Here is a 13,850-nt window from a genome sequence, read left to right as displayed (position 1 = left end):
AGAGATAGAGATAGAGATAGAGATAGAGATAGAGATAGAGATAGAGATAGAGATAGAGATAGAGATAGAGATAGAGATAGAGAAGCAAAGCGGGTATGCATTCCCGTTGCAAGCTTGCGTTGTTAGCTCCTTCGTAAGTCATTGCCCCACCGCCCCACCCTTTTCACTTTTCGACAGCGACAAAAAAGCCCCTCATCGAAATGAGGGGCTAGCATTAGGCTGACGTTGAGTCCGAGAGAATTAAAGCATTCGAACGACAGAAGGGTGAACGGCGCGATACATGGCGTAATCAATCGCCTTCATGTTACTTGGGAAGACCAAGTTTTCGCACAGCAGGTACGTCTCAACCGACGTATCAATATAGAAAGCTTCACTGTAAGACTCACTGGCTAAATCCAGATCACCATCCAATTCGGCGTGCTTACCGCGAATCACATAGGAAAGCACTGAATCACGTAACCTCAATGCCTGTCCGAGATGCCGCTTGGCTAACGCCATGTCACCAATGATGGTTTCGTGCAGTGCTAAAGCTTCGTAAATTCGCGGTTGAATTGGCCCCACCATCATTTTCACATTAGTCTCTAGTGCTTCACTGAGCTGCTGCATTCGCCCTTTCTTCAACTCGTGTGAGAAATCAAGTGCCTTTTGTACATGGTAAGCAATCAACAACTCAGCTTGAACGTAAGCATTATCCGGCTCGATTTCTAAAATGTTTTCCATCAAGTCGATACCTTGGCGGAATTGTTTAGTATCAGAGACATTAAGGTAATGGTTAGCCTGAACAAACAACTCCAACGCGTCGGGATTCATTGGCATTCCCGCCACCAGCATCGTAGATTTCAATTTGGCATCCGACACTTTCAGCACTTGCATCAAATCCAACGACGCTTGTTGAAGCACTGTCTTTAAATGACTACTGGTTAACGCGTATTGACGACTAAACAACACTTTTTCAGATGAGTTATTGCGATATTCCACCTCTAAAAAGCTGCCACCGTCATTCTCACGAACTCTCACCACAACCGATTTACCAGGTACAATGCCAGAAGTAAACGACGCCTTCTTTAGCATGACTCGGTAATCACTGACTTGAGCAATGTCGGACATCAACTTTTGGGCGAATCCGTCTGCCAAATCGTAGCTTAATCCTTCATTCGTAAAATTATCTTGAAACTTGAACTCAATCAGATGGGTATCGATGGCTTGGGTAATACGCACTTCCGACTGCTTGTAGGTAAACACGCCCATCACTACGACCAACATACTGATCCAGATGAAGTTCATAATTCCCAATCGCCAAGGGCTGATTTTGTTTTTGCTCTGAGGTGCTTTTTTCTCTTTTGACATCTCGCAGACTGCGCGAGTTAGAGGACCGGCAGGAAAGGTAACGGCTGGTGCTATAGGTAGACAATCCTCTTCCGATTCTTCAACAGAAGGTGGGATCTCTTCATTTTGCCGACTTGTGACAAACTCTTCATGCGTCATAGTAACCACGTTCGCTACCAGCTTATAGCCACGCTTGGGCACCGTGATAACGTAGTTGGTATTTTCCTCTCGACCGTCACGTAGTAGCTTACGCAACTCAAAGATGGATTGAGTCACCACTTGATCGGTCACAATCGCTCCAGCCCAAACGTACTGAATCAATTCCTCGCGGTTGAACACCTCATTCGCATGCTCCGCTAAGAAGTGCAAAAGATTAATTAAGCGTGGCTCAACAGTAACTTCCCTATCTTGTCGATACAGCTTATTTTCATCAACGCTCAAAACCCAGTCATTGATTTGAAAATAGACTCCAACCATGTATGAAAACTCTCGTATCTACAGACAGCGTTACGCTAGGAATCAGACAATGGTCGATTCCTACAAGTAACTAAAGGCAAGATTATAGGTGGGAAAGCAGCATGTACCTAGAAAAGCAAGTCGCCAAAAATGCAAACTTAAGTTAAGTGATGCAAGAATGAGACTACTCAAGTGCGGCAAGGATAGAGCAATGTGTGGCGTCATCGTCTGTATGACCACAACAAGCATCATTAATCTTCTTTAACGCTCGGCGAATTTTCGTCAGCTCGTTAATTTTCCCATCAATCAGCTCTAACTTGGCAGAAGTAATGGCTTTTACCTCTGCACAGCTGTGTTCTGTCGCTTCTAACTTAATTTCTAACAGGTCTTTAATTTCATCCAGACTCAAGCCAAGATCTTTACCTTTGAGGATAAAGTGCACCTGCTTTTGATTCTCTTCATCATACAAGCGATAGCCTGACTCACTTCGTCCTGCGGGTTTTATTAGCGCGTTTTTCTCGTAGAAACGCAATGTATCGGCAGTCACACCACAACGTTTTGCCAGTTCACCTATCTGAAACATAACTTTCCCTATTAACTATCTCGTTACTTTTAAAGCTAAAGAACGACTTTTTTGCAATTATTTTTGAGATGCCAAACGATTGCGCGAGCTTTTTTGTAATAAATTGGTTAGAATACGCGCCATCAAATGTGGAGACTGTTTTCTAACCAGAAAACACCCTGCAAAGGTCTTTACCAAAACTGGCCAATATTTTACCCCAAGAGGTAAAAACAAGTTCATTTTTGGCAAACATCTTTAACTCCGTGAATTTGAGGAAAATGGAAGCATGAATAACGCTCGTCCTATTCGCCGTGCGCTTATCAGCGTATCAGACAAAACAGGTATTGTTGAGTTTGCGCAAGCTCTTGCTGAGCGCGGTGTCGATATCCTATCTACTGGTGGTACAGCTCGCCTACTTGCCGAACAAGGCATCGCCGTAACCGAAGTCTCTGACTACACTGGTTTCCCAGAAATGATGGACGGCCGCGTTAAAACGCTTCACCCAAAAGTTCACGGTGGTGTGCTTGGTCGTCGTGGCCAAGATGATGACGTGATGGAAAAGCACGGCATCAACCCTATCGATATGGTTGTCGTAAACCTATACCCATTCGCAGAAACCGTTGCCAAAGAAGGCTGTACACTAGCCGACGCTGTTGAAAACATCGATATCGGCGGCCCAACAATGGTTCGTTCTGCAGCGAAAAACCACAAAGACGTGACTATCGTTGTTAACGCAGGTGATTACGGCCGCGTAATTGCAGAGATGGACGAAAACGACAAATCTCTCACTCTCGAAACTCGCTTCGACCTTGCCATCGCTGCTTTTGAACACACTGCCGCTTACGACGGCATGATCGCAAACTACTTCGGCACTATGGTTCCATCTTACGGTGAGAACAAAGAAGGTGATGAAGAGAGCAAATTCCCTCGTACGTTCAACCAACAGTTCGAGAAGAAGCAAGACATGCGCTACGGTGAGAACAGCCACCAAGCAGCCGCATTCTACGTTGAAGCAAACCCACAAGAAGCATCCGTTTCTACTGCTCGCCAAATCCAAGGTAAAGCCCTTTCTTACAACAACATCGCAGACACGGACGCCGCACTTGAGTGTGTGAAAGAGTTCAACGAGCCAGCATGTGTAATCGTAAAACACGCAAACCCATGCGGTGTTGCTCTAGGTAAAGACATCCTAGAAGCGTACAACCGCGCTTACCAAACTGACCCAACATCTGCATTCGGCGGCATCATTGCATTCAACCAAGAGCTAGATGCTGAAACAGCAACCGCTATTGTTGAACGTCAATTCGTTGAGGTCATCATCGCTCCTTCTGTTTCTTCTGAAGCGATTGAAGTGGTTGCAGCGAAGAAGAACGTGCGTCTACTTGAATGTGGCGAATGGACAACGAAGACAACTGGCTTTGACGTGAAACGCGTGAATGGCGGTCTACTGGTTCAAGACCGAGACCAAGGTATGGTGAGCCTAGACGATCTAAAAGTGGTTTCTAAGCGCCAGCCAACAGAAGAAGAGCTGAAAGATGCACTGTTCTGCTGGAAAGTAGCGAAATACGTGAAATCTAACGCAATCGTTTACTCGAAAGGCGACATGACTATCGGTGTAGGTGCTGGCCAAATGAGCCGCGTTTACTCTGCGAAAATCGCAGGCATCAAAGCTGCAGACGAAGGTCTACAGGTTGAAGGTTGTGTAATGGCATCAGATGCATTCTTCCCATTCCGTGACGGTATCGACGCGGCTGCAGAAGCGGGCATCAAGTGTGTGATCCAACCAGGTGGTTCTATGCGTGATGACGAAGTTATCGCAGCGGCAGACGAACACGGCATGGCGATGATCTTTACCGGTATGCGTCACTTCCGCCACTAATCCTCTCGTCTTCACTGGGACGATAACTGCGTTGACGGCGTTCACTTATCCTAATCACATAGCATACTATGCTCATAGGAATAAGTTCACTTGTCGCCTTGTCCTCGTCCCACTGAATTAGAGAGGCCATACTCAGGTCTTTGCGAAATATCTGAGTTTGAGCAAACGGTATTTATAAGATTAAGGATTTTCATATGCGAGTTTTAATCATTGGTTCAGGCGGTCGTGAACATGCGCTAGGTTGGAAAGCGGCACAAAACCCAAATGTTGAGACTATCTTCGTTGCACCAGGCAACGCAGGTACAGCACTAGAGCCAAAACTAGAGAACGTAAACATCGATGTAGAAGACATCGCTGGCCTTGTTGCTTTCGCCAAAGAGAAGGCGATTGAACTGACTATCGTTGGCCCAGAAGCACCATTGGTTATTGGTGTGGTTGATGCGTTCCGCGAAGCGAGCTTACCAATCTTTGGCCCTACCCAGGCCGCAGCGCAACTTGAAGGCTCTAAAGCGTTTACCAAAGACTTCCTTGCTCGTCACCAAATCCCAACGGGTGCCTACGCGAATTTCACTGAAATCGAGCCTGCACTGGCTTACGTGCGTGAGCAAGGTGCACCGATCGTGGTGAAAGCCGACGGCCTTGCAGCTGGTAAAGGCGTGATTGTGGCAATGACGCTAGAAGAAGCTGAGGACGCAATCAAAGACATGCTAGCAGGCAACGCATTTGGTGATGCTGGTAGTCGTGTCGTTATCGAAGAGTTCCTAGATGGTGAAGAAGCAAGCTTCATCGTGATGGTCGATGGTGAGAACGTTCTGCCTATGGCCACCAGCCAAGACCACAAACGCGTAGGCGACAAAGATACTGGTCCTAACACCGGTGGTATGGGAGCATACTCTCCAGCTCCAGTGGTGACACAAGAAATCCACAACCGCATCATGGAAGAAGTGATTTACCCAACCGTACGTGGCATGGCCGCTGAAGGTAACCCTTACACTGGTTTCCTATACGCGGGTCTGATGATCGACAAAGACGGCACTCCGAAAGTGATCGAGTACAACTGCCGCTTCGGTGATCCTGAGACACAACCTATCATGATGCGCATGGAATCAGATCTTGTTGATCTGTGCCTAGCGGCAATCGACGAGAAACTGGATCAAGCGGAATCGAAGTGGGATCCACGAGCATCGATTGGTATCGTGCTAGCAGCCGGTGGTTATCCAGCAGCGTACAACAAAGGCGACGTTATTTCGGGTCTGCCACAAGTTGAAATTGAAGGCGAAAAAGTCTTCCATGCTGGTACAGGTAACAAAGATGGCGACATCGTGACAAACGGTGGTCGCGTTCTTTGTGCAACGGCACTTGGCAACAGCGTATCAGAAGCGCAGCAGCGTGCTTACGAGCTTGCAAAACAGATCAGTTGGGATGGCATGTTCCATCGCAACGATATCGGCTACCGTGCAATTGCACGTGAGCAAGAAAAATAAAAACAACATAAGTTGGCTAAAAAACAAAAGGCGCACTCAGCGCCTTTTTTTATTGTTCGAGAGAATGCGAAGCAATGTTTATTCAGAGATCAACTTGGGCCGAGAAACACAATCAAAGTCATCGTCATTGAGCATCAACAGTTCATCGACCATTGCTTTGTTTCGTGACTGCTTGCCGACAAAAGCCACATAACTGTCTACCGATGAGAGACGCTCGATAATAAATTTTGGCAACGTCTGATTAAACTCGAGTGTCGAGAACACCTTACCTTTGCAGGTTTCAAACGATTGACCATTCCAATAACCTTGAATAAGGCTCTTATTGTTACGAGACTGCGCCTTAACCGATGCCACTACGTCATTCGCTTCTGCTTTGTAGCGCTCTAATTGGTCATGCTGAAGTGGTAAGACTTTACGGTTAACACGATATTTTTGGTAAACCGCTTCGCCATCTTTATTGAAACGGATGTGGATTTGAAAAGGCACCAACTCTTGTTTGGTATCAACTTGCTCGCCTTTTCGAATCAACTCTCGCAACTCACCTTCATCCCAGCGATAATCACTCTGGAACCAACCATTGTCCCCCATAGTCACATAATCAGCCGCCGTACTCACACGAGTGAGTTTCTCTGTCATCCAGTACAAGCTGCTAGCATCTCCCGCAACTTTACCACCAGAAAAATGCGTGAATTGTTCTAAATTAGGAGTTTCAACCGATGAACAGCCAAAAAGGGTAAGGCTAGATAGGAGAAGTGAAGTGAGTAGATGTTTTTTCATGAAATTGCACCGAGGCAGGATACCTCGGTGCATTCTAACTTAGTTTACTGATTCTTTCAGCGCTTTACCTGCTACGAATGCTGGTACGTTAGCTGCTGCGATTTGAATCTCGTCACCAGTCTTAGGGTTACGACCAGTACGTGCAGCGCGGTGGTTTACTTTGAATGTACCAAAACCAATTAGTTGAACTTGGTCACCCTCTTTAAGTGCGCCAGTTACACCATCAAGAGTCGCTTCAAGAGCAGCTTTTGCTTGTGCTTTTGATAGGTCTGCTTTCTCTGCGATAAAGTCGATTAATTGGGTCTTGTTCATTAGGTTTCCCTTCTCATAGGTTATCGAATTCGTCTCACTCTAAAACATAAATGCCCCATCTGGCAAAGGTTTGTAAGCGATCTTTCGATTTTCTGACGTACTTTTAGCCATAATATGAGTAATAACTCACAATTTGTTACCACATACCCCCTGAAAACCCTTGCTTTCCAAGGTATTTGGACCAATTTATAAGTCACTTTTGCGGTTATAATAGCTGCAAATAACCACTATCAAACTACATTCAAGGGCAACTATGCTGCTGTTATCCATTTATATCTCTATTGCAATCGGCATTTCGTTTATCTGTTCGGTGCTGGAGGCGGTACTGCTGAGTATCAGTCCGAGCTACATTGCGCAGCTCAATCAACAGGGGCATCCCGCAGCTGGGCAATTGGCTAAGCTGAAATCAGATATCGACCGACCACTGGCATCTATTCTGACTTTAAACACCATCGCTCACACTATCGGCGCGGCCACTGCTGGTGCACAAGCTGCGGTTGTATTTGGTAGCGAAGCATTAGGTATCTTTTCGGCAGTGCTGACATTGGCGATCTTAGTGCTTTCAGAAATCGTACCGAAGACGATTGGCGCGACCTACTGGCGTCAGTTGGCACCCACTGCCGCGGTCGCATTGCGTTGGATGGTATGGGCGCTTACACCCTTTGTTTGGTTCTCAGAGCAAATCACCAAGCGTCTTGCTCGTAACCACGAAGCTCCGAAGATGCGTGATGAGCTGTCTGCAATGGCGATTCTGGCACGTGAAAGCGGTGAGTTTGCCGAGGGTGAATCAAAAATCTTAAGCAACTTGCTTGGCATCCAAGATGTACCCGTAACGCAGGTTATGACGCCACGACCAGTAGTATTCCGTGTCGATGCCACAATGACCATCAATGAGTTCCTAGAAAAACACAAAGATACGCCTTTCTCACGCCCATTGGTTTACAGCGAGCAGAAAGATAACATCATAGGTTTTGTGCATCGCCTTGAGTTGTTCAAACTACAACAATCAGGTTGTGGACAGAAACAGTTGGGAGCAATCATGCGCCCAATTCAAGTGGTGCTAAACAATACCACTTTACCTAAAGTATTCGACCAGATGATGACTCATCGCTTACAGCTGGCACTTGTTGTTGATGAATACGGTACCGTGCTAGGTTTGGTAACGTTGGAAGATATTTTTGAACACCTCGTAGGCGAGGAGATCATCGACGAAGCAGATAAAAGCACTGACATGCAGGAGCTGGCTTACCAACGCTGGGAAAGCTGGAAAGAAATGCACGGCGTAATCGAAAGCCGCGATGACGATGAAGAAGATAATGAGCCGGAGAAGCAGGATAAAGAGCCAGAAGCTCAAGAGCCACCGAAACCCGACTCGAAAGAATCGTAATCAGCATTAGGTATAACAGCTTAAACGCACAAACAAAAAAGGCATCCAGTTAGGATGCCTTTTTCTATTTATTCAACAATTAAAGCGCAATACCGATGTTGCTCACACCTTCTTCACGTAGCTCTTCACGCAAATCTTTAATCAAGCTGATGTCACGTTCTACCGCTTCACGCAGCGGACGGAAGATAGCCCACTGGACGTCCCACTCTTCACATACGGCTTCGTTTTCTTTCTGGTTGTCGTTAGTGATTGGCTCTGCGCCTTGTGCTTGCTCTAGATCAGCAACGGTTTGTACCGACTGTTGACTCACTTTAAGCATTGAATCGAAAAGGTAGTCGCGGTCCAATAGACCATGCAGTAACGTAGACAAACCCTGACACGCGTCCATCGCTGGGTAAACGCCGTAAAAATCGAACTCATCCGCACTTGGGAACAACTCTTCTAACTTCTCCAATTGACGTTCGAAGTTAATTTTCGCGTTCTTAACTGTCAAAATTTCCCATACACTATCAAGAATCGCTCGGTAAGCACGCGGGTCAGCAAATTCTGTATTCTCACAAAACATCGCATAGTTTGGATACATGCGTTCACACAGACACGCCATAAAGGTAATTTGTTGCCAAGGTTCTAGTTTTTCTAAACGAACCTGAAGAGGATTCTTAAGCATAGTCACTCAATCATTGAAGAAAAAAACAGCGAAAGTGTACTTGATTCATCACAGGGAAAAAAGTTAATGCCGCATTCAAATCAGATTTTCCTGCTCTCAGAGCATCGCGACACCTACAAAACGTTACTGGCAGAGAAAAATCTGCCCGATCTTTGCCTCACCGACCAACCAGAAGCCGCTCAGATCGTACTAGCGGATCCACCCTTACTATCACAAAGCTTAGACGAGTTTTCACAGCTTGAATGGGTACAATCCACGTTTGCTGGTGTCAACGCCTTAACATCCCCTAGCCTTCGTCAGGACTATACTCTAACTAACGTTCGAGGCATCTTTGGTCCACTGATTGCTGAATATGTTTTGGGTTACAGTATTGCCCATTACCGCCACTTTGCCCGATACCACCAGCAGCAACAAAACAAACAATGGCAGCCTCACCTGTACACGTCATTAAAAAGTAAAACCATGGTAATTCTTGGTACCGGTAGCATTGGGGGCTATCTGGGCAACGCCGCTAAAGCAATGGGGATAAAAACTATCGGTATTAACCGCACAGGTATCCCTACTCTAGGCGGCGAGTTTCATCAGACCTTTCATATCAATGAACTAAGTAAGGCATTTGAGCAAGCCGACATCGTTGTGAATACTCTACCAAGTACACCTGAGACGCGACAGTTACTTAATCGTCAAACGCTCAGCCAACTAAATCAGGCGTTATTGTTTAACGTAGGTCGTGGCGACGTACTGGATGAGGCAGGGTTGCTCTTCGCTCTGAAAAACCGTTGGGTAGAACACGCCTTCTTAGATGTGTTTGAGCAAGAACCGTTGTCGGTAGAGCATCCATTTTGGAAACTACCGCAAGTCACCATCACTCCACACATTGCTGCGCTGAGTTTTCCCGAGCAAGTCATCGAGATTTTTGCTGACAACTATCTACGCTGGCGCGATGGGTTTTCATTAAATTATCAAGTGGATTTCGAAAAGGGTTACTAAGAATGTCGTTAGACGAGCTATTGCAGCAAGTGAGGGCCTGCCAGATATGCGCGGATAACTTACCTTTGGGTGCAAACCCTGTCGTGCAAGCAGCAAAAGGGGCACGCATCCTAATCATCGGTCAGGCCCCTGGCACACGTGTACACAAAACCTCGATACCTTGGAATGACCCAAGTGGTGATCGATTACGCCAATGGCTCGATATCGACAAAGACGTTTTCTACGACCCAAATAAAATTGCCATTGTCCCAATGGGATTCTGTTATCCAGGCAAAGGGAACTCTGGTGATTTACCGCCTCGTAAAGAATGTGCGCCCACTTGGCATAAAAAGATTCTTGAGCAACTGCCCAATATAGAGCTCACTCTACTAATTGGTCAGTACTCGCAGCAGTACTATCTCACTAACAAACCAAAGACGCTCACGCAAACTGTTCAGCAATGGCAAGATTGGGAACCGGACTTTATCCCGCTCCCTCACCCATCCCCACGCAATACATTGTGGTTAAAGAAGAATCCTTGGTTTGAATCTGACGTCGTGCCATACCTTAAAAAACGCGTTCACTCGATGCTTTAGGTTACCCATGATCTAATTGCTTGTTTATCTGTACAAGAAAATTAGAACATAAACCAGAAATCATAAGCATTTGTTTATATTGAATTTTAATGTCTAATGTACAGCTAGAGTAGTAATTAGATCATAGTAGGCCAAATACTACCAGAGCTGTACGGCCTTGAGTTTTAGGTAAAAAAATACCGGCACTGAATGCCGGTATTTGATTTCAAAAAAATCTAACTTACTTGTGGTATGGCTTAGATAGCTCGTGTACCGCATCCACAAAGACGCCCGCGTTTTCTGGCGGCACATCCAAATGGATACCGTGCCCTAGGTTGAACACATGACCAGTACCTGCATCACCAAAACCTTCTAGAATACCCGCGACTTCTTCACGGATACGCTCTGGTGAAGCGTAAAGCATTGATGGGTCCATGTTACCTTGCAGAGCCACTTTATCACCGATACGTACTTTCGCGTCTGCAATGTTGATTGTCCAGTCTAGACCAACCGCATCACAGCCCGTTGCTGCGATTTGCTCAAGCCACATGCCGCCATTCTTAGTAAACAGTGTGACTGGCACGCGACGACCGTCGTTTTCACGAATCAGACCATCTACAATCTTGTGCATGTATTGCAGTGAGAACAGATTGTAATCACGAGGCGTTAGTACGCCACCCCATGTGTCAAATACCATTACCGATTGCGCACCCGCTTTAATTTGCGCGTTTAAGTACTCGATAACGCTGTCTGCCAGCTTATCTAGAAGTAGGTGCAGAGTTTGTGGTTCCGCGTACATCATCTTCTTGATCTTGGTAAACGCTTTAGAGCTACCACCTTCGATCATATACGTCGCAAGAGTCCAAGGACTACCAGAAAAACCAATCAGCGGCACTTCACCCTTCAGGTCTTTACGGATCTGGCGTACTGCGTTCATTACGTATTGCAGTTCACCTTCAGGATCTGGCAAACCAATTTTTTCCACGTCGGCTTTGCATGTAATTGGGTTATCAAAAACAGGTCCTTCACCCGCAGCAAAACGCAAACCAAGCCCCATTGCATCTGGAATCGTTAAGATGTCCGAGAATAAGATCGCGGCATCAAGAGGAAAACGGCGTAATGGTTGAAGTGTCACTTCGGATGCTAATTCTGCATTTCGACACAAAGACATGAAATCACCCGCTTCTGCACGAGTCGCTTTGTATTCTGGTAGGTAACGACCTGCCTGGCGCATCATCCATACTGGCGTGTAATCTACCGGCTCTTTTAAAAGCGCACGCAGATAACGATCATTTTTTAATTCAGTCATTCCGTAATTCCAACTGTTAGGCTTTCTGTGAAAGGGGGTATTCTATCACTGATTTAAGTCCAATAGCTGTGTGCTTTGCAACCTGGATCAAGTTATTAACTTTTAAATCAATGCTTAATTTGCACCCAATCGGTATCAGTGTTAAAAATTTGTTCGCTAGCGAAAACTACAATTATAAACTGAGTACTTAGTACTCAGCATCTCATAACGACATCTTACTTACCCCCTCCCTCTCGGAGGGTTTTTTTTATCTATTTATCAGACAATTAGAGTCTATATCTTTCAGCGTTTGTTCGATAAGTGCTCTTGCAATCGTTCCTTTAGGCGCAACAGGCGGCATCTCGTCGATACCAAACCATTGTGCATCAGACAGCTCAGTGTAGTCTGGGCTTAACTCTCCGGATTCATAGTCAGCTAAAAACCCCATCATCATACTGGATGGGAAAGCCCAAGGCTGGCTGCCAAAGTAACGAATATTTTTAACGAGAATTCCCGTTTCTTCATGAATTTCTCGAGCCACGCACTCTTCTAATGTCTCACCGACTTCTAGAAAACCCGCAATAACCGTATACATACCATTTCGATGCCTTGGATGTTGGGCTAATAAGATCTGATTTTCTTTACGTACAGCAACGATAATACACGGAAATATTCTAGGATAATGAAGGGTGCGACATTCACCACACTGCATGGCTAACTGGTTATTATTAAGAAAGTTTCTTCCTCCGCACTGTGGACAAAAGCGCAAACTTTGCGTCATGTGCCCATATTGCACAGCTTTACTTAACAACATAAATAATGGCTCAGGAAAATGCAGGCAGTCACGCAGGGATACTAAAGGTAGATCATGCTCTAAATCGGCCAAGTTAAGCCACATGACGGGCGAACCAGAATACTCACCAATGGGTCTTGCACTCGTTACTGGCAGTGATAACTGCTCTGCAGACCCGAAGGGCACAGCACCATCCACCAGCCAAATTTCACTTCCTGCAACAACACACCAGTATGCATTTATCGCGCGGTTAACATCACCTTTTCTTAACATTACACCATCCCTTTGCTTGAAGTTCGTTCATTTTACTGGCAATCTAATTTCATACTAGAGTTTATCGTTAAGTAAATGTGCACTCTAAATTCTAGTAAGGACAAGAGTTTGTAATAACTTTACTAACTTTGCTTTGCAAAGGATACGTTCGCCGATGGGCGATCAGATCATGAGGGCATGGTCATGCTAAGAAAATTCAAACAAACACAAGACCAGTGGGGTGGCTCAAGTGATGTCATTGATCACTGGTTAGAGACACGACAATCCCTGATTGTTGAATATTGTAAGCTTGCAGCGCTGCAACCTTGTTCGAAAACCAATGTTATTGAACTCCCATCTCCTTCCGAACTGCAGGATTTCTGTCAGCACCTCGTTGATTACATCTCCGAAGGCCACTTTAAAATTTATGACATGGTTATGGACCGTTGGAAAGCAACCGGCTTTGTCGTGACTAATGAGATCAATCAAACCTATGGTCAAATTGTTCTAACGACTGAACCATTATTGAACTTTAACGATAAGTACTCAGAAGTGACTGAAGATGATGAATTAAATGATTTCGATTCTGATATGTGTCTCATTGGGGAAATTCTTGAGACTCGCTTTGAAGTCGAGGACTATCTGATACAGCAAATCGCAGAAAGCCTGTCTATGCCACCTGGGGCTTAGTATTTGCAAACATTTAGAAATAGAGTGAGAGAAAAGACTGACGATCATCGTCGGTCTTTTTTGTTTCTAGCTTTATCGAAAATCCCACCGGAAGAACAAAGTAGTATAAAAACTAAAAAGGCACCCGAAGGTGCCTTTTTCTTAAGCTTTTAACGATTACTCGTTATATGACTTACTCTTCAGAAGAGAAACCAGCGTTTAGAAGTGCCGCTAGGTTATCCGTTGCTTGCTCAGCAGAAGGACCATCTTGCGCTTCAGAACGTTTAGCTTGACGCTCTTGGTGGTATGCGAAACCAGTACCAGCTGGGATCAGACGACCAACAATTACGTTCTCTTTCAGACCACGTAGGTCATCACGCTTACCAGAAACCGCAGCTTCTGTTAGTACGCGAGTTGTCTCCTGGAACGATGCCGCAGAGATGAACGACTCAGT

At 45.5% G+C, this 13,850-nt stretch carries 14 protein-coding genes and 1 pseudogene; 7 read left to right on the top strand and 8 right to left on the bottom strand.

From position 1 onward, the window contains the following. A partial coding sequence (locus R7P35_RS23010) for a hypothetical protein (RefSeq protein ID WP_318092673.1) occupies positions 1-223 on the top strand: 223 nt, incomplete at its 5' end. A gap of 17 nt (positions 224-240) precedes the next feature. On the opposite strand, the gene cadC is transcribed toward R7P35_RS23010, so the two are convergent. Both cadC and zntR read right to left on the bottom strand, forming a co-directional pair. After that, positions 241-1,803, bottom strand: a complete 1,563-nt coding sequence (gene cadC, locus R7P35_RS23005) for a lysine decarboxylation/transport transcriptional activator CadC (RefSeq protein WP_258458711.1) — start codon at positions 1,801-1,803, stop codon at positions 241-243. 163 nt (positions 1,804-1,966) lie between these two features. Then, positions 1,967-2,365, bottom strand: a complete 399-nt coding sequence (gene zntR / locus R7P35_RS23000) for a Zn(2+)-responsive transcriptional regulator (RefSeq protein ID WP_005382529.1) — start codon at positions 2,363-2,365, stop codon at positions 1,967-1,969. A 265-nt stretch (positions 2,366-2,630) separates the two neighbouring features. Here zntR and purH point away from each other — a divergent pair, with 265 nt between their 5' ends. Both purH and purD read left to right on the top strand, forming a co-directional pair. Then, entirely contained in the window at positions 2,631-4,223 is a 1,593-nt protein-coding gene (purH, locus tag R7P35_RS22995; protein ID WP_064377444.1) for a bifunctional phosphoribosylaminoimidazolecarboxamide formyltransferase/IMP cyclohydrolase, read from the top strand. Between the two features lie 194 nt (positions 4,224-4,417). Then, complete coding sequence (purD, locus tag R7P35_RS22990; RefSeq protein WP_258458710.1) at positions 4,418-5,707, top strand: phosphoribosylamine--glycine ligase; 1,290 nt, start codon at positions 4,418-4,420, stop codon at positions 5,705-5,707. A 78-nt stretch (positions 5,708-5,785) separates the two neighbouring features. Here the strand turns inward: purD and R7P35_RS22985 are convergent, their stop codons facing one another. Continuing rightward, the gene (locus R7P35_RS22985; RefSeq protein ID WP_213908276.1) at positions 5,786-6,484 is read right to left on the bottom strand and encodes a DUF1481 domain-containing protein; all 699 of its coding nucleotides are present in this window, start codon (positions 6,482-6,484) and stop codon (positions 5,786-5,788) included. Positions 6,485-6,523: 39 nt separating this feature from the next. Next, entirely contained in the window at positions 6,524-6,796 is a 273-nt protein-coding gene (hupA, locus tag R7P35_RS22980) for a nucleoid-associated protein HU-alpha (RefSeq protein ID WP_005382524.1), read from the bottom strand. Positions 6,797-7,049: 253 nt separating this feature from the next. On the opposite strand from hupA, the gene R7P35_RS22975 reads away from it, so the two are divergent. After that, entirely contained in the window at positions 7,050-8,183 is a 1,134-nt protein-coding gene (locus tag R7P35_RS22975; protein ID WP_005382522.1) for a hemolysin family protein, read from the top strand. Positions 8,184-8,262: 79 nt separating this feature from the next. On the opposite strand, the gene R7P35_RS22970 is transcribed toward R7P35_RS22975, so the two are convergent. Continuing rightward, entirely contained in the window at positions 8,263-8,850 is a 588-nt protein-coding gene (locus tag R7P35_RS22970) for a YjaG family protein (protein ID WP_005382520.1), read from the bottom strand. Between the two features lie 66 nt (positions 8,851-8,916). Here R7P35_RS22970 and R7P35_RS22965 point away from each other — a divergent pair, with 66 nt between their 5' ends. Together R7P35_RS22965 and R7P35_RS22960 are read left to right on the top strand one after the other, a co-directional pair. Next, on the top strand, positions 8,917-9,840 hold the full coding sequence (locus R7P35_RS22965) for a D-2-hydroxyacid dehydrogenase (protein ID WP_213906398.1): 924 nt from the start codon (positions 8,917-8,919) through the stop codon (positions 9,838-9,840). Positions 9,841-9,842: 2 nt separating this feature from the next. Continuing rightward, complete coding sequence (locus R7P35_RS22960; protein WP_005382518.1) at positions 9,843-10,415, top strand: uracil-DNA glycosylase family protein; 573 nt, start codon at positions 9,843-9,845, stop codon at positions 10,413-10,415. 220 nt (positions 10,416-10,635) lie between these two features. Here the strand turns inward: R7P35_RS22960 and hemE are convergent, their stop codons facing one another. Both hemE and nudC read right to left on the bottom strand, forming a co-directional pair. Further along, positions 10,636-11,703 carry a uroporphyrinogen decarboxylase gene (gene hemE / locus R7P35_RS22955; RefSeq protein ID WP_213906397.1) on the bottom strand — a complete coding sequence of 356 codons (1,068 nt, stop codon included), beginning with the start codon at positions 11,701-11,703 and terminating at the stop codon, positions 10,636-10,638. A 247-nt stretch (positions 11,704-11,950) separates the two neighbouring features. Beyond that, positions 11,951-12,748 carry an NAD(+) diphosphatase gene (nudC, locus tag R7P35_RS22950; RefSeq protein ID WP_005382516.1) on the bottom strand — a complete coding sequence of 266 codons (798 nt, stop codon included), beginning with the start codon at positions 12,746-12,748 and terminating at the stop codon, positions 11,951-11,953. Between the two features lie 177 nt (positions 12,749-12,925). On the opposite strand from nudC, the gene R7P35_RS22945 reads away from it, so the two are divergent. Further along, positions 12,926-13,417: an Rsd/AlgQ family anti-sigma factor gene (locus tag R7P35_RS22945; protein WP_005382515.1), complete on the top strand. Its 492-nt coding sequence runs from the start codon at positions 12,926-12,928 to the stop codon at positions 13,415-13,417. A 172-nt stretch (positions 13,418-13,589) separates the two neighbouring features. Here the strand turns inward: R7P35_RS22945 and R7P35_RS22940 are convergent. Further along, positions 13,590-13,850, bottom strand: a pseudogene (locus R7P35_RS22940) (DNA-directed RNA polymerase subunit beta'); the annotation flags it as partial.

Origin of the sequence: Vibrio sp. Vb0304 (assembly GCF_033338995.1) — a bacterium.
Lineage (GTDB): Bacteria > Pseudomonadota > Gammaproteobacteria > Enterobacterales > Vibrionaceae > Vibrio > Vibrio alginolyticus.
Note: the sequence above shows the minus strand (reverse complement) of the source record. Positions and strands in the feature narration are given on the sequence as shown.

Excerpts from the sequence above, each read along its gene's own strand:
- cadC (WP_258458711.1), bottom strand. The coding sequence starts at position 1,803 with ATGGTTGGAGTCTATTTTCAAATCAATGACTGGGTTTTGAGCGTTGAT.
- zntR (WP_005382529.1), bottom strand. The coding sequence starts at position 2,365 with ATGTTTCAGATAGGTGAACTGGCAAAACGTTGTGGTGTGACTGCCGAT.
- purH (WP_064377444.1), top strand. The coding sequence starts at position 2,631 with ATGAATAACGCTCGTCCTATTCGCCGTGCGCTTATCAGCGTATCAGAC.
- purD (WP_258458710.1), top strand. The coding sequence starts at position 4,418 with ATGCGAGTTTTAATCATTGGTTCAGGCGGTCGTGAACATGCGCTAGGT.
- R7P35_RS22985 (WP_213908276.1), bottom strand. The coding sequence starts at position 6,484 with ATGAAAAAACATCTACTCACTTCACTTCTCCTATCTAGCCTTACCCTT.
- hupA (WP_005382524.1), bottom strand. The coding sequence starts at position 6,796 with ATGAACAAGACCCAATTAATCGACTTTATCGCAGAGAAAGCAGACCTA.
- R7P35_RS22975 (WP_005382522.1), top strand. The coding sequence starts at position 7,050 with ATGCTGCTGTTATCCATTTATATCTCTATTGCAATCGGCATTTCGTTT.
- R7P35_RS22970 (WP_005382520.1), bottom strand. The coding sequence starts at position 8,850 with ATGCTTAAGAATCCTCTTCAGGTTCGTTTAGAAAAACTAGAACCTTGG.
- R7P35_RS22965 (WP_213906398.1), top strand. The coding sequence starts at position 8,917 with ATGCCGCATTCAAATCAGATTTTCCTGCTCTCAGAGCATCGCGACACC.
- R7P35_RS22960 (WP_005382518.1), top strand. The coding sequence starts at position 9,843 with ATGTCGTTAGACGAGCTATTGCAGCAAGTGAGGGCCTGCCAGATATGC.
- hemE (WP_213906397.1), bottom strand. The coding sequence starts at position 11,703 with ATGACTGAATTAAAAAATGATCGTTATCTGCGTGCGCTTTTAAAAGAG.
- nudC (WP_005382516.1), bottom strand. The coding sequence starts at position 12,748 with ATGTTAAGAAAAGGTGATGTTAACCGCGCGATAAATGCATACTGGTGT.
- R7P35_RS22945 (WP_005382515.1), top strand. The coding sequence starts at position 12,926 with ATGGTCATGCTAAGAAAATTCAAACAAACACAAGACCAGTGGGGTGGC.